Raw genomic sequence first — 23,538 nt, forward strand, 5'->3', positions numbered from 1 at the left:
CCCACCACAGCGTCTCACCCAGATTGTCGCGGAATCTCACCCTGTTTGTCGCGCGGCACCGCTTCGTTCCTGTTGCCTTATGGCAGGGCGCCAAAATCGCCCCTGCGGTGATTTTCGACCAGCGTGCGCAGCCCCTCGGGCGCGATAACCTCAACCGCATCGCCCCATTGATAGAGATGCCACGCCATCTCGAGCCAGCCCGCCGCGTGAAAGCGCACGATGATGCCGCCATCTTCTTGCACCTCAACGGTTTGCTTTGGGTGAAAGGAGAACTCGGCCGCCCTTCCTGCGGCATGCGGTGCAAACCGCCAGATGACTTCGTCATATTGTGCCGGATCCTGGTAGACGCCGAAGGATTGCGCCGCATAGTCCTCCAGCGAAAAGCCGGGCATCAGGCTGAAGCTCTCATCCAGGGTCTGGGCGCTCAGGATCTGGTCCATCCGGAAGTTCAGCATGTCTTCGCCGCGCGCCGGCTGGCGCGCCACCAGATAGCTGCGATGCCCCAGCAGCAGCCCGTGCGGCTCGATGATCCGTTCAGGCGCATCCTCGTCCCGATAGCGCAGCCGCAGACGAAACGGGCCGCGCAGGCCCTCGATTACGGCATCGAGCACCGCCGGCGCCAGATTGACGCGCGGGCCGGGGCGGGTCACCGAGCCCATTGCCAACAGGACTGCCTCGACATCGGCTTCGGTGCGCAGCGCATCCTTTGGTGTCAGCCGCGCCAGCAATCCGTCGCGCAGGTCTTCAAGGGCCGCCGCGTGGCGTAGCCGGCCATCGCCGCGCGCCGTTCGTCCGGCAATTTCCAGCGCTTCGACCGCCGTTTCCTGGCGGGTCTGAAGCCGGTCGAGCATGGGGTCGGCAACACGCCAGCGCCGCCGGCGGTCGTCGCCATCCACCGCTTCGACATTGGTGAACACAGTCTCCAGCGCATCGGTCATGCGCTGCGCCGTGCGATGCGAAACGCCGAATTCCTCGCAGATCTCATCAAGACCGATCCCCGTCCGCCGCGTGGCGGCCAGACGCGCTAGCCTGATCAGGTCCTGAGCCTTGGCGAACGACATGATCCAAATCCTGGTCACAGACTATGTCAGATATTGACACCCACGCACGCTATGGCTGAACGTGCAATCTGTCGAGATGCAAGTCTTGTTGGAGATTGCATTCGACGAGGGGGCAACAATGCGAACTATTGAAGGGGGCCGGATACTCTTATCCGCATCGGATCTGATGCTGTTCATGGGCTGCGCTCACGCGACCGCGCTCGATCTCGCCTATATCCATGGCACGGGGCCAGTGCCACGCGAAGATACCGAGGATGCGGCGCTGCTCCAGAAGCAGGGCGATGCCCACGAAGCTGCCCATCTGGTCAAGCTCAAGGCATCTTGTGCGTCGGTGATCGAAATCGACCGGTCCGATCTTGCCGAGAATGCGCAGACAACCCGGGCGGCTTTGGCAAGCGGTCCGCAGATCGTCTTTCAGGGGGCGTTGCTGGGCGACAATTGGGGCGGTTGGTCGGACTTTCTCGAGCGCGTCGAGCGCCCGTCGGATCTCGGTCCCTTCAGCTACGAAGTCACCGACACCAAGCTCAAGCGGCGCCCCCATCCCAAACATGTGCTGCAGCTGGTGCTCTATTCGGATTTGCTGACCGAGATTCAGGGCGTCGCCCCCGAATTTGCCCATGTTGAACTCGGTGATGGCAGCCGGGCGCAGCTACGGCTCGCGGATTATCAGGCCTATGCGCGCATGGCGCGTCAGCGGCTCGAGGCTTTCCTGGAAAACCCGGCGCCGACCCGGCCGATCCCTTGTGCCGATTGTGGGCTGTGCCGCTGGGGCGATCACTGCGAAAGCCAGTGGCAGGCTGAAGACAGCCTGTTCAACGTCGCCAATATTACCCGGACCCAGGTCAAGAAGCTCGAGGCGGCTGGCATCACCACCATGGAGCAGCTGGCCGGACTCGATCATCCCATCCGCGGCATGGCCGAGACCACCCGGATACGGCTGGTGACGCAGGCGCGCCTGCAGCACGCCCGCAAGACAGGGGCGCCAGCCTTCGAGTTGCGCGAGGCCGAACCCGGCAAGGGCTTTGATCTTTTGCCCGCGCCGCAGCCGGGCGATCTTTTCTACGATATCGAGGGCGATCCGCATTACGAAGGCGGCCTCGAATATCTCCACGGCGTCTGGTTCGACGGCCAGTTCAAGGCTTTCTGGGCCCATGACCATGGCGCCGAAGCGCGGGCCTTGGCGGACCTTCTGGAGTTTTTCCGGCACAGGCTCGCAGCCTATCCCGAAGCGCGCATCTATCACTATGCACCCTATGAGATTACCGCCTTGCGGCGGCTGACTGCACAATACGGAATCGGCGAGGTCTTTCTCGACCGCCTGCTGCGCGAGCGGCGCTTTGTCGATCTTTTCGCGGTGGTGCGCGGCGCGCTGATAGGCTCGGAAGCCAATTACTCGATCAAGTCGATGGAAGCCTTCTATGGCCGGGTGCGCGAAGGTGAGGTCAAGACCGCCGGCGGCTCGGTCGTTGCCTACGAGCGCTGGCGCGAAACCGGCGAACAAACGATCCTCGACGAGATCGAAGACTATAACCGCATCGACTGTATCTCGACCGAGGAGCTGCGCGACTGGTTGGTGAGCATCCGTCCCGCCGCGCCCTGGCCGGTGCTTGCGGTGGATGCCGGCGACAAGGAAGTCGAGGAGGACGCCGATACACAAGGCTTGCGCGCGAAGCTTGCCACATCCGGTCTGCCGCAGGAGCGGCAAGACATGTTGTTCAACCTCGGCCTGTTCCACAAGCGCGAGGCCAAGCCTGCGCAATGGGCGGTTTTCGACAGCGCCGGCAAGGACGACGATGAGCTGATCGACGATCTCGATGCCTTGGCCGGCCTGGAAGCCATTGATCCGGCCGAACCCGTCAAACGCTCGGTGCTGCGCCGTTATCGCTTTCCGCTTCAGGAGACCAAGCTGCGGGCCGGCCGCAAAGCGACGGTCCCGGTCATTGACGGGCCGCCGGCCAGTGTCAGCATCGAAGAGCTCGACCGCTCCGAGCGGATCATCGCGATCAAAGCGGGGCCGGCCAAGGCTCATCTTTTGACCGATCGCCTGACGCTCCACCCCGACTGGCCGGTCAATACGGACGTCATTGCCGCGGCCCTGCGCGATGTAATCGACGATCAGTGCGGTGCGCGCCGCCTGACCGCGCTCGATGATCTGCTTGCGCGCACGGCTCCACGTCTGGTGACGGGACCGCGCGCCGATCTGCTTGATGGCGCCGATCCCTTGACCGGCACGATCGCGGCGATCGCCGCTATGGATGGCACCGTGCTGCCAATCCAGGGGCCGCCGGGAACCGGCAAGACCTATGTGACCGCACGGGCAATCCTCGCGCTGGTGCGCCAGGGGCACCGCGTTGGCGTGGCCTCGAACAGCCATGAGGCCATCCGCAATGTGCTGATGGGATGCCTTGCCGCGCAAGATGATGGCGATCCTGTCCCGGGCCTGTGCATTGGGCACAAGGTCAGCAGCGGCGAAGACGGTTATCCGGACGACTGTTTCGGCGTCATCCGCTCGACCGCCAATGACGATTCCTTATGGAGCCGCGCCCATGTGGTCGGCGGCACCGCTTTCTTTTTTGCCCGGTCGGAGCACGAGCAGGCGCTCGACTGGCTCTTCATCGATGAAGCCGGGCAAGTGGGGCTGGCCAATATGGTCGCCATGGGGCGCTGCGCGCGCAACATCGTCTTGGTCGGCGATCCGCGGCAATTGCCGCAGGTCATCCAGGGTGCCCATCCCGATCCGGCCAACCTTTCCTGTCTCGAGTGGATGCTGGGCGAGCACGCCACCATCCCGCCCGATCGCGGCATCTTCCTGCCGGTGTCACGCCGCATGCATCCCGATGTCTGCGGGTTTATTTCGCGGCAGGTCTATGAAGGCAGGCTCGTTAGCGCGCCCGATACAGCCGTCCAGGCAGTCCGCGGGACGGGCTTTCCTGAAGCTGGCGCTTTCTGGGTGCCGGTCGCCCACGAGGGCAATGCCCAGATCGCAGCCGAGGAAGTCGCTGCCATTCAGGCGGCGATCGACGATCTGCTCTCGGGAAGCTGGACCGATAAGGATGGGACAACGCGCGCCCTTGAGCCCGCCGATATCATCGTCGTTGCGCCCTATAACGCGCAGGTCAATGCCCTGCAGGACGCCTTGCCCGCTGGCATTCGTGTCGGCACGGTCGACAAGTTCCAGGGGCAGGAAGCACCCGTCTGCCTGGTGTCCATGACCGCCTCCTCGGTCGAGGAAACCCCGCGCGGCATGGATTTCCTGTTCTCGCTCAACCGCATCAACGTCGCTGTCTCGCGCGCCAAAGGTCTGGCGCTTGTCTTCGGCGCACCGCGGCTGCGCGAAGCAAAATGCAACACCGTTGAACAGATGCGCCTCGTCAACACGCTATGCGCATTGCCTGAATTTGGAGACGTTTGAATGTGGGAGAATTTCGAGGCGCGCCTCGATGAAAATGAGCGCGAAGGCTCCATTCCACTGCGAAGAGCGCTTTTCGAGGTATTGCGCAGCTCGGGGCTACGTCCGGGCGCGGGTATCACCAAGAAGATGGTGTCGCTTGAATTTGGCGCTGGCGAGCGGCTCGTGTGGGAAATCCAGAATCCATCCAACGTCTTTCTGCACATAAAATGGCGCGATTCTGTCGAGGCGAATGGCTTTGCCACCGAGTTGCGTCCTTATCAGCGCGGCATGAAGGATGGCGGTCGGCATTCCGCCCTCAGCCGCGACTGGTCCTTTGGCGACGCTGACTGCTTTGTCGTGAGGATTGAAGACGCCGAAACCCTGCGCCGGCTGATCGCGGTGCTGTTGCAGTCCGGCGATGCGCTGATGCTCAATCCGGCTGCGATCACGCGCTGGATCGAGCGGCTACGCCATTTCTTTCCCGCCTTCGACCGTTTCGATCCGCCCGGTCCTCATTTCGACGAGGCGGAGCGGACCTACAAGTTGGCGATTGCGGCGGAGCTCAGGACGGCGATCGAACAGGCCGGTTCAGACCAGGGACTGGCTGATGCCGTCAACACCGCGCTGGCCAAAAGCAATCTGCTGCAATGGCGCGCCTATTGGCCGATGTCGCCCAAAGGCGACGCCGATCGCGAGCAGCTCTGGCCGGCCTTGCGCGCGCTTGTCGACGCCGCGCTTGGCGCAGCGGACGGTCACGCCTCGGCGCTGGAGGCCTTTGTTGACGCGTGGATCGCGGCCGTCCCGGACGGCAAGCCCGATCCGGCGCGCCAGATCGCTGAATTCCTGTTCCTCCATCTCGCTCCGGACGAGGGCATTTATATCCGCCATTCGGTGCGCCAGGACCTCTGGCTCGAAGCGGTTGGCAGCCGCTTTCCCGATCATGCGTCGATGGCCGACACCTATCGCGACGAATGGCGCTTCATGCAGGCCGTGCGCACCGCTTTTGCGGACCGGGGTCTGGCGCCGCGCGACATGATCGATGTGCAAAGCGCGCTGTGGGTCGTCCACAATTACAAGGATGAAGATGTGGCGACCTTTTCGCGCGAAGCGATCGAGGCGGCGATGGACGCCTATGATAGCTACCGCCAGTCGGGCGAGCACGCCGCCATCTTCGAGGCCTTTGGCGAGCCGCGGGACTATTGGGTGCGCTCGACACGCGCGCGGCCGGGTCGGGTCTATCCCTCCAAGCCGATCGTTGGCTTCCTGCGCGGCAAGACGCAGCTCAATGGCGGGTGGGGACAGAAGGCCGATGCCGCCGCCCAGCTCCACAATGCGGGTTACATCATCATCGATGCCGATGACGCCCCGGTCACCCCGCCCGAGCGCTACGAGCATCTGATCCGCGACGCAGATCGCATCCGGCTCTGTGCGCGAAACTATTATGTCGAACCAGCGCGTGAGAACGGCGCGGCAGACATTGCAATCCGCGCCGGCGATCTTGGCCGCGACATGGGACTGCGCGACGCGTTCCCGGCGATCTGCAGCGCGCTCGGCGGCGAGAAATTTCAGAAGCTCGCCGATGTCCCCGCGCCCTCACACACGCTGCCAAATCCCAGCAGTTCCACCGTCTTCACTTACCAGCTCGCCTCAGCGGAAGGGCACCAAATCATGACCTTTGAACCGATGACCGCGATGCCGGCGACCACCAATCTCATCCTTTACGGCCCGCCCGGGACCGGCAAGACCTATGCCACCGCCTGGGAGGCCGTGCGGCTTTGCCTGGGCGATGCTGCAGCCGAACCACTGCGCGATGACCGCGATGCCCTGATGGCCGAGTATCGCCATCTTGCCGGCGAAGGACGGATCGAATTCGTCACCTTTCACCAGTCCTTCGCCTACGAGGATTTTGTCGAGGGGCTGCGGCCGACGACAGACGTTGAACAGGAAGGTGACGATGAGGCTGCCAGCACGTCGGGGGGCTTCAGTCTCAAGCCCCATGCCGGCGTGTTCAAGATCATCAGCGAGAGAGCGCGGCTCGACACCGGCGATGCGCCGGCCAAGCGGCTCGATCGCTCACGCCCGATCTACAAGGTCGCGCTCGGTCAGCGCGGCAGCCAGGAAGACCGGATCCGCGTAGGCCTCGATGGCGGGCTGATCCATCTCGGCTGGGGCGGCGATATCGACTGGTCCGACGAGCGCTTCGATGATTTCGAAGAAATCCGGAAAACGTGGAACGAGGAGAAAGATCCCGACGCATCCGGCAAGGACCCCAATATCGAGATGCTTTACGCCTTTCGCTCCGGCCTGCAGGTCGGCGACTATGTCGTCATCTCCGATGGCCGTGACAGCTACCGTGCCTTTGGCCGGGTGAGCGGCGAGTATTATTTCGATGCCGACGCCGATTTCCATCCGCATCGACGCAGTGTCGAATGGATCTGGCGCGATGATAATGGCGCCGAGCGCGCGCCATTCTACGCCCGCAATTTCCGCCGCCAGTCAGCCTATCGGCTTGATTCGGACCGGATCGACTGGGATGCGCTCGAAGCGGTGGTCATCGATCCCAATGCCGAGCGGCCAGTGGCCGGCGCGCGGCCGCATGTCCTGATTATCGACGAGATCAACAGAGCCAATATCTCCAAGGTGTTCGGCGAGCTGATCACGCTGCTCGAAACCGACAAGCGGCTCGGCTGTGAAAACGAAGTCCGGGTGCGACTTCCCTATTCGGGGACGAGTTTCGGCGTGCCGGCCAACCTGCACATCATCGGCACGATGAATACCGCGGACCGCTCGATCGCGCTGCTCGACACCGCTCTGCGCCGCCGCTTCACCTTCCGCGAGCTGATGCCCGATGTCGAGGACCTGCGGCGGGCGCTGGCGGCCAGGGGGCTCGATGCAGCAAATCTTGAGGGGATCGATCTGTGCAAGCTGCTGCACACGATCAACGAGCGGATCGAATATCTCTTCGATCGCGAACACCAGATCGGCCACGCCTATTTCACTGGCTGCCGTAGCCGCGCCGACGTCGAAGACGTCATGCGCCATAAGGTCATCCCGCTCCTGGCCGAATATTTCTACGAGGATTGGTCAAAGGTCGCTGCGGTGCTCGGCGATGGCGACGGCACCAATGGCTCCCATTTCCTCGATGCGCGGCGGCTGACGGCGCCGGCCGGTTTTGCCGACGATGAGCTGGGCGGCGACAAGCGGCGCTGGAGCGTCAAGGCGCGCTTCGACTTTTCCGAGTTTGCCGCCTGATGCCCGCCTATACGGTTCGGGAATGGGACAAGCTCGCCTATGGCGAAGGCGCGGGGCAGATTCTCGATGGCCATGCCGAGAGGCTGGCGGCCCTGGCGGCACGCTCGGCCTTTGCCGGACGCGGCGGCAGCGGCGTACTCGAACATGGCCGGCATGCCTTGCGCGCGCGCGGCGTGGTCGGAATTCTGGCAGCGGGCGATGCGAGCCTGGAGATCCTGCCCAAGATCGATGTGGCGCCCGGTGAAACAACCGATCACCAGAACGCGGCGATCCGCAAGCGCCTGGTGCACATGCTGGCGGTTGCGCTGGATTTGAAAATTGACCTGGGCGTCATCACCGATCTCGCCTGGCAGCGCGAGACCCTGCTCGAAATCCTGATCCGCATCTTTTGCGACAAGCTGACCGAAGCGCTGCGCAAGGGCATGCCGCGCCGCTATATCAGTTGCGAAGACGATCTGCCGACCTTGCGCGGCCAGCTCGACATTACCCGCCAGTTCACCCGCCATGCGGTCAATCCCTCGCGCCTTGCCTGCCGCTTCGATCTTCTGTCCGAAGACACGCCGCTCAACCGGATCATGAAAGCGGCCGTGCAGCGCCTGGCGCGCCTCTCGCGACGGCCCGCAAACCAGCAACGTCTGCGCGAGCTGGCTTTCGTCTATGCCGATATTACCGACGTGCCGGTGGCCGCGCTGCGCTGGGATCAGGTGATAATCGACCGCACCAACCGGTCCTGGCAAGAGCTCTTCGCCATGGCTCAGCTCTTTTTGCAGGACCGCTATCAGACGACGACCGGCGGCGCCGGCCAGGGCACCGCCATGCTGTTCGAGATGAACGCGCTGTTCGAGGAATATGTCGGGCGCTTGATCGCCCGCGCCCTGGCAGGAACCGGGCTCACTGTTTCGTTGCAGGGCGGACGGCTGTTCTGTCTGAGCGCGCAGGACAGCGGACGCGCCCTGTTCCAGACCCGGCCCGATATCCTGATCCGCCAAGGCGGCAGGGTCGTCCATGTCATCGACACCAAGTGGAAGCGGATATCGGCGCGGATCGATGATCCCAAACAGGGCGTCTCGCAGGCAGATGTCTACCAGATGATGGCCTATGCCCAGCTCTATGACGCGCCGCGCCTGACGCTGCTCTATCCCCACCATCCCGGCCTCGGCGGCCAAGACATGGTTCATGGGCGCTATGCGATCACCGGACACGCCACGATCCTGGAAACCGCAAGCATCGACGTGGCCAACAGCACCGACATGCTGGGGCGGCTTCGCCGCCTGATCCTGAGGGAAGAGCCGGTGGCTCTGGAACCGGTAGGATGATGGGCTGGCGATCTCAGGGAACGAAGCTTGGTCCAACCGGCGGCGGTTACGCACTCATCCGGGCAATTTACAAGCGTTGCGAGGGACGAAAATGAGCAATTTCCGCTTCCGGCGTCTTGAGCGCCATAGAACAGGAGGGACGCGCGATAAGATGCAGCTTTCCTACCCGCTGCCCCGCAGTCCTTCGGGCAAGGCCTACCAATATTCTCCGAATCCGAGCGCGCCGCCCCGGCTATTTCTGATCGGGGATGCTCCAGAGACGCGTGCGATATCGGAAGAACACCGCCTGGCCATCCGACGCGAACCGGGCCCCGGACAAACGGTATGTCCCTATTCCGGCTTTGTGGCCGATGACGATGAGTTCATTCATTTCTCCGACATCGAGGCTGTCAAAAAGCAAGTGGCGTGGGAAGCAACTGCGGACGTCGAGGATCATATCGCCGATCTGGCGAAGAACTTTAACCGACGTCAGGGCAAGGGCGGGCTCATCTCGATAAAGATGGATTTCAAGCCGAGCAGACGACCGCGGCCTCTCGCCATCCGTGAAGACCTCCTGCGAGAATTGACCTGCAATGTCTGCGCGCGAGAGTACGCTGTCTACGCCATCGCGCTGTTCTGCCCCGATTGTGGTGCGCCGGGCTACGGCCAGCATTTTGAGCGGGAAGTCGAGCTGGTGCGCGAGCAGGTTGCGCTTGCTGACGCGCAGGATGAAGCCGGACGGCCCGAGACGGCGTATCGCCTGATGGGAAACGCCCATGAAGACGTTCTGACGGCGTTCGAGACTGCCCTAAAGACGATTTACCGCCATCTTGTTCGTGAAGGCCTGCCGGACAAAGCCGAAGGACTGCTGAAAAAGAAAACGGTCGGTAACGCCTTCCAGAACATCGGGCGTGGACGTTCCCTTTTCAAAGAGATTGGCATCGATCCATTCCACGTCCTGTCCGAAGACGACCTCGAATTGCTGCGCCTGAATATCGAGAAGCGCCACGTCATCGGGCACAATCTCGGTATCGCCGATGAGCATTACGTCGAACTCACGCAATCAGACCAGCCCGGCGAAACGGTCCGCCTGATCGGCGGCGAGATCGAGCGCTTCGCTGCGCTCTGCCTGCGGGTCGTGCTTGATCTGGAAAAGTCTCTGCTGCCTGGCCCGCCGGATACGCACGAACAGACCAGTTAATCAGTAAGAAGAGGGGGGAGCTATGGGCTACCGCAACAAGACCTATGTGATTTTTGATGGCGACAACGACATGTGGGCCTATGCCTACATGAAGGGTTGGAACCAGAACAAGAAGATCGATTTCAACTTCAACGACGCCCATGATCTGAACACGATCACCAATGCGTCGAGTGAGGCGAACACCAAACGGAAACTCCGCGAGCGGTTCTCCACCGCGAAGCAGGCCGTAGTGTTGATCGGGGAATCGACCAAGAACCTGTATCGTTTCGTGCGGTGGGAGATCGAAGTCTGCCAGACGCTCGGCCTGCCGGTCGTGGCTGTGAATCTGAACAAGATGCGGCGCTATGATGCCGACCTCTGCCCACCGATTCTTCGTGATGCAGACGCCGTGCACGTGTCTTTCAATGCCCGGATCATCAAGCACGCCCTCGATGATTTCTGTACGAGCTACAGTAAGTACCAGGGCAAAGGGGATAACTGGCATTATAAGGAGCAGGTTTATAAGGACCTCGGCTTGTGACGCCCGAAGATTACCCCGCTCTGTTCCATTCCGCTGACGCATCCTCGGTTGCCGCGCAATCGAGCTACCTATGGCTGATCCGGCTCCAATATGGGCTGTTGATCACGGCCGCGTCAGTCGCGTTATGGTTCGATTATGCGCCCGCGCTTCTCCTCGTTTACGCGTTTATCGTCGGAGCGTCGACGGCGTTGCTGATCTATATGTCGGTCAAGAAGCCGGAGAAGGACTGGTACGGTTGCCGCGCGCTGGCAGAGTCCATCAAGACGTCGACCTGGCGCTATATGATGCGCTCCGAGCCGTTCGAAGACGTTCCTCAGGTAAGTTCGGTCAAGCAGAAGTTCGCCGCGTTCCTCAAAGAGATTCTGGACGCGAACGGCCATGTGCGCGATTCAATCAGCCGCCGCCCCACGCCGGGCGATCAGATTACGCCCAAGATGAACGAAATCCGTGCCCTTCCTCTTGAGGAGCGCCGCGAGTTTTATCGGACCAGGCGCATTGTAGAACAACGCAACTGGTATGTTGGGAAGGTAAACACCAACCGACGGCATTTTCGGGGCTGGATTGCTTTCTGCATCCTCATTCAAGGCAGCGCTATCGTTCTTGCGCTCATCCGTTCGCACTATCCTGAAGGTTGGTCGGTCTGGCCGGCAGAACCGCTGCTTGTCGCCGCGTCTGCTGCGATCGGTTGGATTCAGATCAAGAAATTCAACGAGCTGGCCTCGGCCTATAGCCTCACGGCTCATGAGATCGGGATCATACAGACCCGGATCAGCGATGTTACGACCGAGTCTGAATTCTCTGAATTCGTGAACGAGTCTGAGCGCGCATTTTCGCGCGAACACACCCAATGGGTGGCGCGTCAGAACGATTGATGCGGTCGCTAGTCGGCCACCGTCTTTTCCTACTCGGGTCGGGTATCGAGTTCCGGGCTTTTGACGACTGTCATACCGGCTGCAGCAACCAAACGGTTTGACGGACAGCGCTTCGAGCAATGCAAGATCGGCGTGCCGGAAGGTGCCTTCCGGCACGCCGATCTGTGATGCGGGAGCTTGTGGTGCTTCCGCGGGGCGGCTGGACCTGATGGCGGCCAGCCTGGTGGGCTTCCTGCGGGTTCGCCGCCATTCCCACCACCATGCTCGATCCGCCCCACAGTGCGGCGTCTCCCATGGTCCCCGCGCTTATCGGGTCCGGGTCCCCATTGCCTGCTCAGGCGTCCGGCTCGGCGATCGGCGCCAGCGTGTCGATCTCGGCGATTTTCTGGAACTCGCCGAGATATTCCTGGCGGTGACTGGCCAGCCAGCGCGCCACCCGGCCATTGGCCAGAAGCTTGGCGACATAGCCGCGCGCCACCGTCAGATGCAGATTGTCGACCCCATAGGTTTCTTCGACCGATTTGACCTGCGTTTGCAGCGCCGCCAGTTCGCGCTCCATGCGCGCGATCTGCTGGCCTGACGGGGTCGGCGTGCCGGCGCCTTTGCCCTTCCTGGCTGTCGCCAGCTGATTGTCCGGGGTCGCTGCGCGAAGGGCCCGCGCAAACATGATCGAAAAGTTGTTCTGCCCGATCATCAGATCCGCCGCCTCGATCTGCCGCATCGCCGACATCTGTCGCAGAATGTCGAACACCTTCATCGAGCAGGGCGTGTCTTTCAGCATCTCGGCCGCTTCGGGGCTGATGCCCTCGAGCAGGCGAAAGCGCCGGATGACCGATTCCACCTGCAGGTTCAGCGCCTCGGCAATATCGGTCGCCGCCACCCCGCGATCCATGGCCCGCGCGATCATCCGGTGCTCCTGGATCGGCGGTATCCGGTTGACCCGCTTGTTATAGGTATAGGTGTCGTCATCGGTGGCGATCAGGCATTCGACTTGGTCGATGCCAAGCTCTTTCAGCGCTTCGATCCGCAAATGCCCATCGAGCAGGAAATACGATCCGGTCTTGGCCGTATCGGCCATGACCGCCGGGGCTTCGATCAGCCCGACCGCCTTGATCGAGGAAAGTACCTGCGCGAAGGTTCGGCCCTCGCGCGCGCCATCGGGCAGCGTCTTGAGCGGCACGATGCTGGAGACGGGTATGGTCACGAACTGGCTTTCGAACGCCTGATGGATCCGATCGCCGGGATCGTCGATCCGTTCAGCCATCGTGCTCTCCCGCAATCCGCATCGCCAGCGCCCGCGGCATCGTCGCCAGGCCTTCGGCTCTGAGCAGGTTAAGGAAGCTCTCATCGGTGAGCAGGTCTTTGAGCGCCTCGACAATGAACAACAGCCGCGTCTGCGTGAAATCGGATTTCTTGACCAGAAGTCGCTGCTTTTCCGCCTCGCGCTGATAGACCTGCATGAGATCGTTGGCGGTCATCCGCCTGCCGCTGCCCTTGCGCCCCAGTCGCCCCGAAGGCAGCCCCTTGCCCTGCGCACGCATGCGCATGTCGAGCATACGCCGCGCCGCGGCCAGCTTCTTGCCTCTGAGCTTGCCGGTCTCATAGGCGTCGAGCAGCAGGGTCTGGGCCTCCTCGCTCTCGGCCTTGGAAATCTCCATCGCCAGCGTGATCGGGATCACGCCGGTCTCGACCGCGGCGACCAGACGCTCCTCGCCGCGTTCGAGCAGCGAGGCGATCATGTTGACCCAGGACGCGCCGACCCCGAGCTTTTCGCCGATGGCCGTGTCGTTATAGCCCCGCGCGCGCAAGGCGCCGATCTCGCGCATGATGTCGATCGGACGCGGCGTGCGGCGGGCAATATTTTCAACCAGGCTCATCACCAGGCATTGGCTCTCGCTCGCCTCAATCACCACCGCCGGGATCTCGCTCTGGCCCAGCATCTGGAAGGCTTCGAGCCGACCCTCGCCGCAGACCAGATCATAACGCGCGCCGCCCGGACCGTTGTGGCGCGCCACCGTGATCGGGCGCTTGAGGCCGATGGCCTCGATATTGTTGACGATCTCGCGGTGCTGGCGCTTGTTGCGCGCCCGCGAGTTGAGCACCGTGATCCGCGAAATCGGGATCATTTCGACACCGCTGGAACGCACGGCAGACATCAGGCAGCCTCCGGTAAGGGGATGGGAGCGGCGATGGTGTAGAGCAGGTCGAGGTCATCGAAGCGGTAGGCGTCGAGCGCCAGCGCATTGTCTTCACTCAGCCGGACCTTGTCGGCCAGTTTCTCAAGGCGCGGGAACAGATAGTAGTCGAAGGGCGCATGATTGGTGCGGTCCATGCGCACGACCACGGTAATGTCGGGGGCAAGCGAGGTGTCGAGACGCAGCTTCCAGCGCAAAAGCCCCGTCTGGGTCTCGAAACAGCGCGCGATCACCACCGAGACGCTGAATTCGCCATTGACGATCACCCGGTCGCTCTTGTCCTCCTGCCACGCTTCGCTGCCGCTCGCCTGCAGACCGTCGAGCACCTCGCGCAGGATGCCAGGATGAAGCTGGCGCAGTTCGCGGTTGATTGCGACATAGCGATAGTCCCGCTCCGGGGTGAACCCGACCAAACTATAGGCCCTGAGCAGGCTGCCGAACCGTGAACTGTAAGCGCTGCTCGAGGCCATGGCCTCGCATTCGTCGATGATGATCCCCGAAAGCATGCCCTGGCGCTGGTAAAGTTCGGCCAGGGCCGTGAGCATCTCCTCATCGCTCAGCCGGAACGAGCGCGCGGCGATGATCGAGCGCGCCGCCTCGAACAGCTCGCGCTCGACAATCGCCGCGAACGCGCCGTCGGCGCGGATCCACATCTCGGGCGCATTGCGCACCCGCTTCTTCTTGAGCTTGAACGAACGGCGGTTCCAGACATTATCGCCGACATATTTCTCATTGATCAGCAGCTGATGGACCGTGCCGCGCGTCCAGGGCCGGCCAAGATCGGTTGTAAGGCCCCGCGCATTGAGATCGGCCGCGATCACGCTTTCGCTTCGCCCCTCATGGACAAAGGCGCGGTATACATCGCGGACCAGCGCGACCTCTTCGTCCGGCCCGGGCGTGAGGATCACCCGGTCGGTCTGGATGCTCTTGTGCTCGCCGCGGACCAGCGCCCCCTTAATCGCGCCATGCTCGTCGATCAGCGTGCGCCTCAGACCAAACCCGGCCGGGCCGCCCTGACGAAAACCCTTTTCGATTAGCCGGCCTTGCCCGGCAAACACCTTGGTAGAAAGCTCGCGGCTATATTCGCCGGCCATGGCGCGCTTGACGCCCTTGACGATGGTCGAGACCGGGCTGCCATCATTGTCGAATTGCTCGGCGCAATATTGCACCGCAATCCCGGCGCGCCGGCAGATATATTCGTAGTAGGCGCTCTCGTCGGCGTCCTGAAAGCGGCCCCAGCGGCTGACGTCATAGACCAGCACCAATGTGAAATCGGCCGTGCCGGCTTCAACATCCTCGATCAACTGCCTGAGCGCATCGCGGCCCTCGATCTTGAGCCCGCTCTTGCCAGCATCGGCATAGGTGCGCACGATCTCGATCCCGCGCGCTTCTGCATATTGCCGGATCGCGTCGGATTGGTTTTCAGTCGAATATTTCTGATGATCGGTCGACATGCGGACATATTCGGCCGCGCGCACCAGAGGTGCCGGCTCGGATCGGTCGTCGTCGTTAAGATCCCATCTCGGCAAACTTTGCCCTTTCCTGCTTTACCTGAGGCGGTCCGGGCAACCGACCGCCTCAGCACGTGGCCTCGCCACCGCTTCCGCACCTCGACCAGTTTAACTGTGGAGAGACCGGAAGATGTTGCAGAAAAAGGGCAGGAAATTACCGCCATGGAAAGGTGTCCTGGCCACGCGCCAGATCTATGCGCAAACCATGGCCGAGCTACTGCGCAAGGAGCACGGCGACAGCCACCGTGCGGTCAAGCAGATCATGCGCCAGACCCACGCCAGCGAGCGCACCGTCAAACACTGGCTCTCGGGCCAACACGGTCCCGATACGGTGTTTTTCTTGCGCCTCGTGGTGTCCTCACCCGTCATTCGCGCTTTTGCTCTCGGGATCATCGAGGGACCGGTGGCCGCCAAATTGTCAGGGTCCGTCGATCGCTATGCGCTGGCGGCGGCCCGGGCCGCCTATGTCGTCGGCGAGTTTGCCGGGGGCAGGAGACCGACGGATCACCGGCCAAATGACCCTAAAGATGACCCTGATCGCGACCCTATGAATGACCCTGATCGGGTAGAACTCAATGAGCGCCAATACTGGTTTCTAGCCAGAGTCGCCGAAGGCGACCGCTGCGGCGCCAGCGAGATTATGGCCTTGTGGCAAGTAAGCCTCAAAACCGCGCGCCGCGACATCGCCGCGCTGAAAATGGCGAACCTCATCTGCTATGTCGGATCGCGGCGGAAGGGGCGATATCGACGAACAACCAGTGCTTCGGAAACCGACGCGCGTCCGCTCGGCGGATGAGGCCGTCATTGGGGCGGATTGTCCTTCGTTACGACCGCAGACCCGGCCTTATGCGCGTCGTCGCAAGCGGGTGGCCGGATGCGTCTCAGCTCCTTCACTATGCCTGCAATCGGGGAACTGGTTGCACCCGCTGAACACCGTGCCCTTCCTGTTGCGCTTCTCGACCATCTGCCCGACCAGGCATTTGGGGCATTGACGCAGCGCAGCGCCTTCGATCGTCTCAAACCGGATCTCGTCGCCCGCGATCTCGCAAAGCTCCCGGATATAGCGCGACGGTTGCCGGCTATTGGTGATGAGATATGCGCCCCGGCTGGCGCGTGTCAGCGCAACGTAGAACAACCGTCGTTCTTCCGCATATGCGTAAGTCTCAGGGCGCGGAATAACCAGATTGAGCAGTTCATCGTCCTCGATGCGGCTTGGCACGCCATAATCGCCCTCGCTCACATCGAGCAAAACCGTATAGTCGGCCTCGAGCCCCTTGGCCCGGTGAAAAGACATCCCCGAAACCTCGATATGGGCAAAGGCGGGCGGACGTCCTGCGAACGGATCGAGCAGATTGTATCGCCATAACACCAGAACTTTGAGCTTGGCGTTCGGCTCCTTGCGCCACTGCGCGGCCATACCGCCCAAAGCCGTGTCGAGCCGTTCGAGCAGGCGATGGCAAGCCTTGGCAAAATCGGGTCTGCCGCGCTCATCATCGATGGGAATGACCCGGATCGAACGCGCGATGGCAGGCCGTGTCGAGCGAACCGCCTTGGCGATTTGCTCCGGATTGCGCTGGACGAATTTCGCGGCCGTCTCGGCAATCAGCTGATTGCAGCGATAAGTCTGTTCCAGCCGCCCCCGCCAACTTGCCCCAAAATTGGCCTCGAACTGCGTGAAGATCGTGATGTCCGAGCCGGCAAAGCGATAGATCGACTGCCAGTCGTCGCCGACGGCGAATACCTTGCTGAACGCCACCTGCTGCTTGAGCGCCTTGATGAGATTGGCGCGCGGTTCGGAGATATCCTGGAACTCGTCGACAAGAATCAGCGAATAGGGGCTCTGATAGCGGCCGGTTTCGACAAGCCTGACGGCATCGGCGATCATGGAATCGAAATCGATCCGGTCGGTCTCTTCCAGGCGGCGGGAATAGCCTTGCGCGATCGACCAGACGACCCGGGCATAGAGCTTTGCCCGCTCCTTGTCGTGCAGGGTTTTGGCGCGTTCGAGCAGCATGTCGAGCGTCAAATGGCTGGCGCGAATGTGCTTGATGCAGATCGATATGAGCTTGTGATAATGCTTGATCACCACCGGCTCGAGCGCCTTGGTGATCTCGGCATAGTCCCTGCGCTCCAATGGCACGGCGCGCTGCGCCAACTCGGCTTCGAGCGTGCTCAAAAGCGTTTCGCTGCTGGCCTGGGCTGACGTCGTTTCGAAGAAGTCGATGCCTTTGCGGCGATAGGCCTGCCGCTTGCTCTCGGCATGCACGGCATAGTCCGCAAATGGCGAGGTCCCATCGGCGTTGAGCGCGAAGTGCTCATGCACCGTGTCAGCCTGCGGATAATAGAAGTCGGGATGGAGGTGGCGCACCGTACCATCATCGTCTTCGACTGCGATCTGCCGCTCGTATTCGAAGGCAACCGAATACAGCCACAGCCAGTTGACGATCTTCTGCTCCTGCAGGGACTTGACGATAGTGCCGGCAAGCGAGCCGATCGTGGCAGAGCCCTTCCTGAGGCGATCGGAGACATAGCGATTGTAGTCGGTTTCGGTGTCGAAGACCTCGACCGGAATGTCGGCCTTGGGATGCACCACCAGCAGATCGCTCCACATCCGCGCGAACTCCGGATCGCTCTCGACCAAGGCTTGAATGATCTCTTCGATGACCTTGGTTTCGCCGGCAGGGTGCTCGACCCAATTGGCCAGTTGGGGCGGCCGCCCCTCGACCTCTTCGATAATGCCGCGTCCCAGCGCATGAAACGTCGTGACGCGGCAAGCCGCCTCGCTTTCCTCGACCTGCAGCTGCCGGGCGATCCGGGTCTTCAATTCATCGGCAGCACTCTTGTTGAAAGCCAGAAGCAGGATCTCCTCCGGCCGGTAGAGCTGCTTTTCCAGAACATAAGCAACCTTGCCGACCATGGTCGCGGACTTGCCCGAGCCCGCCGAGGCGACCAGCAAATTGTTGTCCTCGAGGCGAATGCAGGCTTCGCGTTGCTGATCGGACAGGGACCGCCCGTCGAGATCGTCGAAGAACGGCCCGAATGTTTCCAGCTCCGCGGCGACGAATGCTTCATTATAGGCTTGGCGAACGCCCGGATCCGTCAGGAAGGTGAACGAAGGCGGCAGAGACGCCTTGAGCTTGGCCGGCATTAACTGTGAATTCAAGAGCGGATGCGCGAGGGCGGCCGCCGCATCGCCTGGCACGCTGGCAATCGCCCGGCCAAGATCGGCCTGAGCGAGATACTGCCTGCTGCCTTCGGTGATTTTCCGAAGCTGGGCATCGACATCGTGCAAGCGGCCCGTTTCGGCGCCAATCAGGCCGAAGAGATGGGTATTGATGAAGGCGTGAAGGTCAGTGACCAATTGCGCGGCTGCTTCAGCAGTCAGGCCGGACAGAGCATCCGTTCTGCCGCGAGAGCGGATCTCAACGCTGTGCCACAGCAGAGCCTTGCTGGCCGAAATCGACACAATATCGAGGCAGGCAAGCTCGATATCACCTTCCTGGCGCAACCGGATGCGCCCGGACAGTCTCGGGTCCAGGGTCAGCTTCCATTTTCCGGAAGCAAACAAACGCGCAAGAAAGCCGGGGCGGTATGTCTGCGCTCGGCCGGATAACAATTTGCTCAACGCCACCTTCGATATGCCCGAACATCCAGATTCAAAGGGCTGATTATCAGCAACTTGTTGAGATGTTCCAAACCGGTGGCGGGCAGATTTTTGAATGAGCGGTCATGAGCGCCGCCGCGGAAGTGATACTTTGACTGCTAATCGATGCGGCGCACGCGTACCGCCTTAGGCATGCCCTCGACATGCATATACCGGCCCTCGATCACCACACGCGGCCGGTACTTGTACTGATAGCGATAATAGTACTGATCCTGGCACCAGACCGTTCCATTGGCGAGCTTGACAATGGTATCGCCGCTCCAGCCCGTCCAGGCTCCTGCAATACGCGTCTGCATCGGCGTTGTTCTCCTAGTCGATCCGGCGGACGCGGATGCCGCGGCTCATGCCCTCGACATGCATGACGTTGCCGGACAGGGTCACTGAGGGGCGGTAGGCGTAGCGATATTCATAGTGATATTCCTCCTGACGCCACACCGAACCGTCGGTCAGCCGGACGATGGTGTCGCCGTCCCAACCGTTCCATTCATCCTCAATCTGCCTTCTCATTTGGTCTCTCCTGCCGCCTCCGGCGTCACGCTGCGTTCGGCAAGCGCACGACGTCGGCGATTTCCGCGGCAATCTCTTCAACGGTGTGGGTGGCGGTGCTGCGCGCCAGTCGATCGGCGAGCGAAGCCGAGTAGCCGATCACTTCGCGTTTGGAGACGTTGTGCCAGATCGGCAGCAGGATCTGTTCCCCCGATACGGCGCGGGTGACGAGCCCGTCGAGCTCGTATTCGGGCCAGCCTTTGCCAAAGAACGCCTGCGACAGCACAACCACGCCGAAGCGGCTGCTTCCCAGGCCTCGGTCGATTTTGCGGCGAAGGCTGTCGCCGATTCGCAGTTCGAATTCATCATACCAGACCGACAATCCTGCTTCGCGCAGTGCATTTGCCAGCGGTCGGACGACCTCGTTCTTGTCTTCGGACGCATGAGAGATGAAAACGTCGAACACTCGGCCATCGGGTGCCTCGGGCGGCGGCGCGAGATCATCATCGGCGTCGCGGACGAGTGTGGGGACACTGCGCAGCGGTGCCTCGTTGATTGTGGGCAGAGGGGTGAGCGCCGCACCCGGGACCACCTGAACTCCGGACCGGACCGATCCGCGAAGCCCCTGCATGTCGATGGCAACATGCCAGGTGCCGGAACGCGGCACCGGTAGGCGCACGGGAGAGCGCTTCGCGAGGCCTCCGACATAACTATGGCGACGGCCCGCTTTGTAGCTGTTGAAGTTCGAGCCATCCATGAGGCGGACGTTGGCCGCACTGCCGCCGAGCGTCACCACGACGACACTGCCCCGTTCGACATGCCCCAGATTGTAATGCGTGAAATTCATCGAGCTCTCCGATCGCGTGCGTTCAGCTAAGAGCAGACTGTTCGAGAGCGCGGAGAGCGATCGCGAATCGTCTATCCTTTTCAGGATAAAATTCGCATACGAAGGTGACAAATCCTGTCACCTACGCCGACTGCCTAACGCGGCCCAAAGTCCGGTCCGTCACCATGCGATGGACAGATGCCGCGCGATGCACACTAGGGACTGGTGCCCTGAGAGCTTTTGCTATACCAATCATCTCAATGATTCTTGAATTATTGAGATGATTATGGATGAGAAACGAGCTCTCGCGGCCTGCGCCGCGCTTTCGCAGGAGACGAGGCTACGCATCGTTCGGCTTCTTGTGACGGCCGGGCCGGAAGGAATGTCCGCCGGTGCCATCGGCGAAGCAGTGGACGGCGCGTCCTCTTCGCGCATGTCTTTTCACCTGAGCCATCTAGAACAGGCCGGGCTTGTTGAATCCCGGCGAGCCGGGCGCTCGATTATCTACACCGCGGCGCTCGGGGTGCTCTCGGGCCTTATCGAATTCCTCATGCGCGACTGCTGTCAGGGGCACCCGGAAGTGTGCAACCCGGCCATGGCCGCGTTGTCATCTTGTTGCGAACCGACGAAAGGCACAGCCCATGTCTGATGCAAGCCAACCCGATCGTATTTTCAAGGTCCTGTTTCTGTGTACCGGCAATTCGGCGCGCTCGATCCTGGCAGAAAGCATCCTGAACAAGGATGGCGCGGGTCGCTTTCGTGCCTTTTCCGCCGGCAGTCAGCCCAAGGGGAAGGTCCATCCCCTCGCGTTGAAGGTGCTGAAAAGCTTTGACTATCCTGCCGACGGCTTGCGCTCGAAGAGCTGGGAAGAATTCGCTGCGTCTGATGCGCCGACCATGGATTTCGTGTTCACGGTCTGCGACAGCGCGGCCGGTGAAGCCTGTCCGGTCTGGCCGGGCCAGCCAATGACCGCGCACTGGGGCATCGAAGATCCCGCCCCGGTGGAAGGCTCCGAGATCGAACAGGAAGCCGCCTTCGTTGCGGCCCTTCGCTACCTCAAGAATCGCATCTCCATTTTTACCGCGCTCCCCGTAGCCAGCCTCGACAAGGCATCCCTGCGCGCCAAGCTCGTGGAGATAGGGCAATCGGATGGGGCGTCCTCGTCCCGCAACAGCGCCGCGTGAGGTCAGCCATGGACGTTGTCATCTATCACAACCCCGAGTGCGGTACCTCACGCAACACGCTGGCGATGATCCGCAATGCCGGTGTCGAACCCCATGTCATCGAATATCTAAAGACCCCGCCCTCAAGGGTGATGCTGGACCAGCTCATCCAGCGCATGGGCATATCGGTGCGCGCGCTGCTGCGCGAAAAGGGAACGCCTTATGGGGAGCTCGGTCTTGGCGATCCGGCGCTGACCGACGACCAGCTTCTCGACGCCATGATGGCGCATCCGATCCTCATCAATCGACCGATCGTGGCCACACCCAAGGGCGTGAAACTCTGCCGGCCGTCTGAAGTCGTGCTCGACCTGCTGCCGCCGCAGCAAGACAAATTCATCAAGGAAGATGGCGAGCGCGTCATTGACGAGCACGGTCACCGCGTAGCGACCGCATAAGGGAAATCCATGTCCACATTCGAACGCTACCTAACCCTGTGGGTCGCGCTTTGCATCATCCTTGGCATTGCACTCGGCCATTTTGTGCCGGGCGTGTTCCAGGCCATTGGCGCAGCCGAAATCGCTAACGTCAATCTGCCGGTGGCGGGGCTGATCTGGCTGATGGTTATACCGATGCTGCTGAAGATCGACTTCACGACGCTCGGCGAAGTTGGCCGGCACTGGCGGGGCATTGGCGTAACGCTGTTTATCAACTGGGCGATCAAGCCTTTCTCGATGGCGTTGCTGGCCTGGCTGTTCATCGGCTGGCTCTTCCGGCCCTTTCTGCCGGCCGGCCAGATCGACAGCTATATCGCCGGCCTGATCATTCTTGCCGCTGCCCCGTGCACGGCGATGGTGTTCGTCTGGTCGCACCTGACCAAGGGCGAGCCGCATTTCACGCTCTCCCAGGTCGCGCTCAATGACGCGATCATGGTGGTGGCCTTCGCGCCGATCGTTGGCCTGCTGCTCGGCCTGTCGGCGATCACCGTACCATGGGGCACGCTCGTTTTATCGGTTGTGCTTTATATCGTGATCCCGGTGATTATCGCCCAGATCGTGCGTCGCTATTTGCTGGCGGCAGGCGGGCAAGCCGCGCTCGACCGGCTGCTCGCCAGGCTAAGCCCGGCCTCGCTGACGGCGCTGCTGGTGACACTGGTGCTGTTATTCGGCTTTCAGGGCGAACAGATCATCGCCCAGCCGATGGTCATCGGGCTGCTCGCGGTGCCGATCCTGATCCAGGTCTATTTCAACTCCGGACTTGCCTATTTGCTGAATCGGATCACGGGCGAGCAGCATTGCGTCGCCGGCCCTTCGGCCCTTATCGGTGCCTCCAACTTCTTCGAACTCGCCGTCGCCGCTGCCATCAGCCTGTTCGGGTTCCATTCGGGCGCGGCGCTCGCCACCGTCGTCGGCGTTCTCATCGAAGTGCCGGTCATGCTCTCGGTCGTGTGGATCGTGAACCGCTCGAAAGGTTGGTATGAGCGGGGCAGCAAGACCGTGGCTGTCGCGGAGGCGAACCACTAATGCTGAACGCTCTGCCCAATATCGATCCCGGTTGCATCGATGTTCCCGATATTGACCGGCTGCGGGCGTCGCCTTCGGCGCATCGGCCGCGCATCCTGCTGCTTTATGGCTCGCTTCGCGAGCGCTCCTATAGCCGGTTTCTGACGCAGGAGGCCGAACTACTGCTGAATGCCTTTGGCGCCGAAACACGCATCTTCGACCCGACCGGCCTGCCATTGCCGGACGGAGCGGAAGTCGCTCACCCGAAAGTGCAGGAGCTGCGTGACCTGTCGCTCTGGTCGGAGGGGCAGGTCTGGACGAGTCCCGAGCGGCACGGCGCGATGAGCGCGGTGATGAAGGCCCAGATCGACTGGATTCCCCTTTCGGTCGGGGCCGTCCGGCCGACACAGGGCCGAACACTGGCCGTCATGCAAGTATCGGGCGGCTCCCAGAGCTTCAACGCCGTCAATCAGATGCGGGTGCTTGGTCGATGGATGCGCATGGTGACGATCCCCAACCAGTCATCCGTCGCCAAGGCGTTCCTGCGGATTCCACGGATGATGGGCATCGATTCCACGCGATCGTGGGCATGGATTCCACGG

At 61.9% G+C, this 23,538-nt stretch carries 21 protein-coding genes; 12 read left to right on the forward strand and 9 right to left on the reverse strand.

All coding sequences use genetic code 11. The features are described from left to right. Nucleotides 1-77: 77 nt before the first annotated feature. Entirely contained in the window at nt 78-1,061 is a 984-nt protein-coding gene (locus tag IE243_RS19305; RefSeq protein WP_191320995.1) for a helix-turn-helix transcriptional regulator, read from the reverse strand. A 118-nt stretch (nt 1,062-1,179) separates the two neighbouring features. Here IE243_RS19305 and IE243_RS19310 point away from each other — a divergent pair, with 118 nt between their 5' ends. Further along, on the forward strand, nt 1,180-4,473 hold the full coding sequence (locus IE243_RS19310; protein ID WP_191320996.1) for a TM0106 family RecB-like putative nuclease: 3,294 nt from the start codon (nt 1,180-1,182) through the stop codon (nt 4,471-4,473). A gap of 96 nt (nt 4,474-4,569) precedes the next feature. Here IE243_RS19310 and IE243_RS19315 read toward each other — a convergent pair whose 3' ends face one another. Next, the gene (locus IE243_RS19315) at nt 4,570-4,761 is read right to left on the reverse strand and encodes a hypothetical protein (RefSeq protein WP_191320997.1); all 192 of its coding nucleotides are present in this window, start codon (nt 4,759-4,761) and stop codon (nt 4,570-4,572) included. Nucleotides 4,762-4,851: 90 nt separating this feature from the next. On the opposite strand from IE243_RS19315, the gene IE243_RS19320 reads away from it, so the two are divergent. The 5 genes from IE243_RS19320 to IE243_RS19340 all read left to right on the forward strand — a co-directional run bounded on the left by IE243_RS19320 (nt 4,852) and on the right by IE243_RS19340 (nt 11,592). After that, entirely contained in the window at nt 4,852-7,704 is a 2,853-nt protein-coding gene (locus IE243_RS19320) for a DUF8426 domain-containing protein (protein ID WP_308432086.1), read from the forward strand. Continuing rightward, nucleotides 7,704-9,020, forward strand: coding sequence for an McrC family protein (locus tag IE243_RS19325; RefSeq protein WP_191320998.1), 1,317 nt, complete (start codon nt 7,704-7,706; stop codon nt 9,018-9,020). The genes IE243_RS19320 and IE243_RS19325 overlap by 1 nt, the downstream gene beginning before the upstream one ends. A gap of 151 nt (nt 9,021-9,171) precedes the next feature. Continuing rightward, nucleotides 9,172-10,200, forward strand: coding sequence for a hypothetical protein (locus IE243_RS19330; RefSeq protein WP_191320999.1), 1,029 nt, complete (start codon nt 9,172-9,174; stop codon nt 10,198-10,200). Nucleotides 10,201-10,222: 22 nt separating this feature from the next. Then, on the forward strand, nt 10,223-10,720 hold the full coding sequence (locus IE243_RS19335; protein ID WP_104959403.1) for a TIR domain-containing protein: 498 nt from the start codon (nt 10,223-10,225) through the stop codon (nt 10,718-10,720). Continuing rightward, entirely contained in the window at nt 10,717-11,592 is an 876-nt protein-coding gene (locus IE243_RS19340; protein WP_191321000.1) for a DUF4231 domain-containing protein, read from the forward strand. Before IE243_RS19335 ends, IE243_RS19340 begins: the two co-directional genes overlap by 4 nt. Nucleotides 11,593-11,926: 334 nt before the next feature. On the opposite strand, the gene IE243_RS19345 is transcribed toward IE243_RS19340, so the two are convergent. Genes IE243_RS19345 through IE243_RS19355 form a run of 3 tightly spaced genes read right to left on the reverse strand, consistent with a single transcriptional unit; the run spans nt 11,927 to nt 15,265 of the window. Further along, entirely contained in the window at nt 11,927-12,856 is a 930-nt protein-coding gene (locus IE243_RS19345) for a plasmid partitioning protein RepB C-terminal domain-containing protein (protein WP_104959398.1), read from the reverse strand. After that, a complete protein-coding gene (locus IE243_RS19350; protein WP_088712221.1) occupies nt 12,849-13,748 on the reverse strand; it encodes a plasmid partitioning protein RepB C-terminal domain-containing protein in 900 nt (299 codons plus the stop codon). Before IE243_RS19350 ends, IE243_RS19345 begins: the two co-directional genes overlap by 8 nt. Further along, on the reverse strand, nt 13,748-15,265 hold the full coding sequence (locus IE243_RS19355) for a recombinase family protein (RefSeq protein ID WP_280514612.1): 1,518 nt from the start codon (nt 15,263-15,265) through the stop codon (nt 13,748-13,750). Before IE243_RS19355 ends, IE243_RS19350 begins: the two co-directional genes overlap by 1 nt. Nucleotides 15,266-15,428: 163 nt before the next feature. Here IE243_RS19355 and IE243_RS19360 point away from each other — a divergent pair, with 163 nt between their 5' ends. Then, nucleotides 15,429-16,094: a Fic family protein gene (locus IE243_RS19360; RefSeq protein ID WP_191321001.1), complete on the forward strand. Its 666-nt coding sequence runs from the start codon at nt 15,429-15,431 to the stop codon at nt 16,092-16,094. Between the two features lie 48 nt (nt 16,095-16,142). Here the strand turns inward: IE243_RS19360 and IE243_RS19365 are convergent, their stop codons facing one another. The 4 genes from IE243_RS19365 to IE243_RS19380 form a co-directional block, all read right to left on the reverse strand. After that, the gene (locus IE243_RS19365) at nt 16,143-18,923 is read right to left on the reverse strand and encodes a UvrD-helicase domain-containing protein (RefSeq protein ID WP_244643264.1); all 2,781 of its coding nucleotides are present in this window, start codon (nt 18,921-18,923) and stop codon (nt 16,143-16,145) included. 137 nt (nt 18,924-19,060) lie between these two features. After that, the gene (locus IE243_RS19370; protein WP_191321002.1) at nt 19,061-19,258 is read right to left on the reverse strand and encodes a hypothetical protein; all 198 of its coding nucleotides are present in this window, start codon (nt 19,256-19,258) and stop codon (nt 19,061-19,063) included. 13 nt (nt 19,259-19,271) lie between these two features. After that, nucleotides 19,272-19,469, reverse strand: coding sequence for a hypothetical protein (locus tag IE243_RS19375; protein ID WP_088712224.1), 198 nt, complete (start codon nt 19,467-19,469; stop codon nt 19,272-19,274). Between the two features lie 25 nt (nt 19,470-19,494). Next, entirely contained in the window at nt 19,495-20,295 is an 801-nt protein-coding gene (locus IE243_RS19380; protein WP_191321003.1) for a DUF1883 domain-containing protein, read from the reverse strand. Between the two features lie 265 nt (nt 20,296-20,560). On the opposite strand from IE243_RS19380, the gene IE243_RS19385 reads away from it, so the two are divergent. The 5 genes from IE243_RS19385 to arsH form a co-directional block, all read left to right on the forward strand. Further along, nucleotides 20,561-20,923, forward strand: coding sequence for an ArsR/SmtB family transcription factor (locus IE243_RS19385; RefSeq protein ID WP_088712226.1), 363 nt, complete (start codon nt 20,561-20,563; stop codon nt 20,921-20,923). Then, a complete protein-coding gene (locus IE243_RS19390) occupies nt 20,916-21,458 on the forward strand; it encodes an arsenate reductase ArsC (RefSeq protein WP_088712227.1) in 543 nt (180 codons plus the stop codon). The genes IE243_RS19385 and IE243_RS19390 overlap by 8 nt, the downstream gene beginning before the upstream one ends. Before the next feature lie 8 nt (nt 21,459-21,466). After that, the gene (gene arsC, locus IE243_RS19395) at nt 21,467-21,892 is read left to right on the forward strand and encodes an arsenate reductase (glutaredoxin) (RefSeq protein WP_088712228.1); all 426 of its coding nucleotides are present in this window, start codon (nt 21,467-21,469) and stop codon (nt 21,890-21,892) included. A 9-nt stretch (nt 21,893-21,901) separates the two neighbouring features. Then, nucleotides 21,902-22,957, forward strand: coding sequence for an ACR3 family arsenite efflux transporter (gene arsB / locus IE243_RS19400; RefSeq protein WP_088712229.1), 1,056 nt, complete (start codon nt 21,902-21,904; stop codon nt 22,955-22,957). Next, nucleotides 22,957-23,538 (forward strand): arsenical resistance protein ArsH (arsH, locus tag IE243_RS19405; protein ID WP_191321004.1); only part of this gene is annotated, 582 nt, incomplete at its 3' end. The genes arsB and arsH, both read left to right, overlap by 1 nt.

Source organism: Camelimonas fluminis (assembly GCF_014656355.1).
Classification (GTDB): domain Bacteria; phylum Pseudomonadota; class Alphaproteobacteria; order Rhizobiales; family Beijerinckiaceae; genus Camelimonas; species Camelimonas fluminis.

Bases quoted from the DNA above. Each gene is read 5' to 3' on its own strand.
- IE243_RS19345 (WP_104959398.1), bottom strand. From the start codon at position 12,856: ATGGCTGAACGGATCGACGATCCCGGCGATCGGATCCATCAGGCGTTC.
- IE243_RS19390 (WP_088712227.1), top strand. From the start codon at position 20,916: ATGTCTGATGCAAGCCAACCCGATCGTATTTTCAAGGTCCTGTTTCTG.
- IE243_RS19330 (WP_191320999.1), top strand. From the start codon at position 9,172: ATGCAGCTTTCCTACCCGCTGCCCCGCAGTCCTTCGGGCAAGGCCTAC.
- IE243_RS19305 (WP_191320995.1), bottom strand. From the start codon at position 1,061: ATGTCGTTCGCCAAGGCTCAGGACCTGATCAGGCTAGCGCGTCTGGCC.
- IE243_RS19370 (WP_191321002.1), bottom strand. From the start codon at position 19,258: ATGCAGACGCGTATTGCAGGAGCCTGGACGGGCTGGAGCGGCGATACC.
- arsB (WP_088712229.1), top strand. From the start codon at position 21,902: ATGTCCACATTCGAACGCTACCTAACCCTGTGGGTCGCGCTTTGCATC.
- IE243_RS19315 (WP_191320997.1), bottom strand. From the start codon at position 4,761: ATGCCGACCGCCATCCTTCATGCCGCGCTGATAAGGACGCAACTCGGT.
- IE243_RS19310 (WP_191320996.1), top strand. From the start codon at position 1,180: ATGCGAACTATTGAAGGGGGCCGGATACTCTTATCCGCATCGGATCTG.
- IE243_RS19380 (WP_191321003.1), bottom strand. From the start codon at position 20,295: ATGAATTTCACGCATTACAATCTGGGGCATGTCGAACGGGGCAGTGTC.
- IE243_RS19375 (WP_088712224.1), bottom strand. From the start codon at position 19,469: ATGAGAAGGCAGATTGAGGATGAATGGAACGGTTGGGACGGCGACACC.
- IE243_RS19385 (WP_088712226.1), top strand. From the start codon at position 20,561: ATGGATGAGAAACGAGCTCTCGCGGCCTGCGCCGCGCTTTCGCAGGAG.
- IE243_RS19325 (WP_191320998.1), top strand. From the start codon at position 7,704: ATGCCCGCCTATACGGTTCGGGAATGGGACAAGCTCGCCTATGGCGAA.
- IE243_RS19350 (WP_088712221.1), bottom strand. From the start codon at position 13,748: ATGTCTGCCGTGCGTTCCAGCGGTGTCGAAATGATCCCGATTTCGCGG.
- arsC (WP_088712228.1), top strand. From the start codon at position 21,467: ATGGACGTTGTCATCTATCACAACCCCGAGTGCGGTACCTCACGCAAC.
- IE243_RS19360 (WP_191321001.1), top strand. From the start codon at position 15,429: ATGTTGCAGAAAAAGGGCAGGAAATTACCGCCATGGAAAGGTGTCCTG.
- IE243_RS19335 (WP_104959403.1), top strand. From the start codon at position 10,223: ATGGGCTACCGCAACAAGACCTATGTGATTTTTGATGGCGACAACGAC.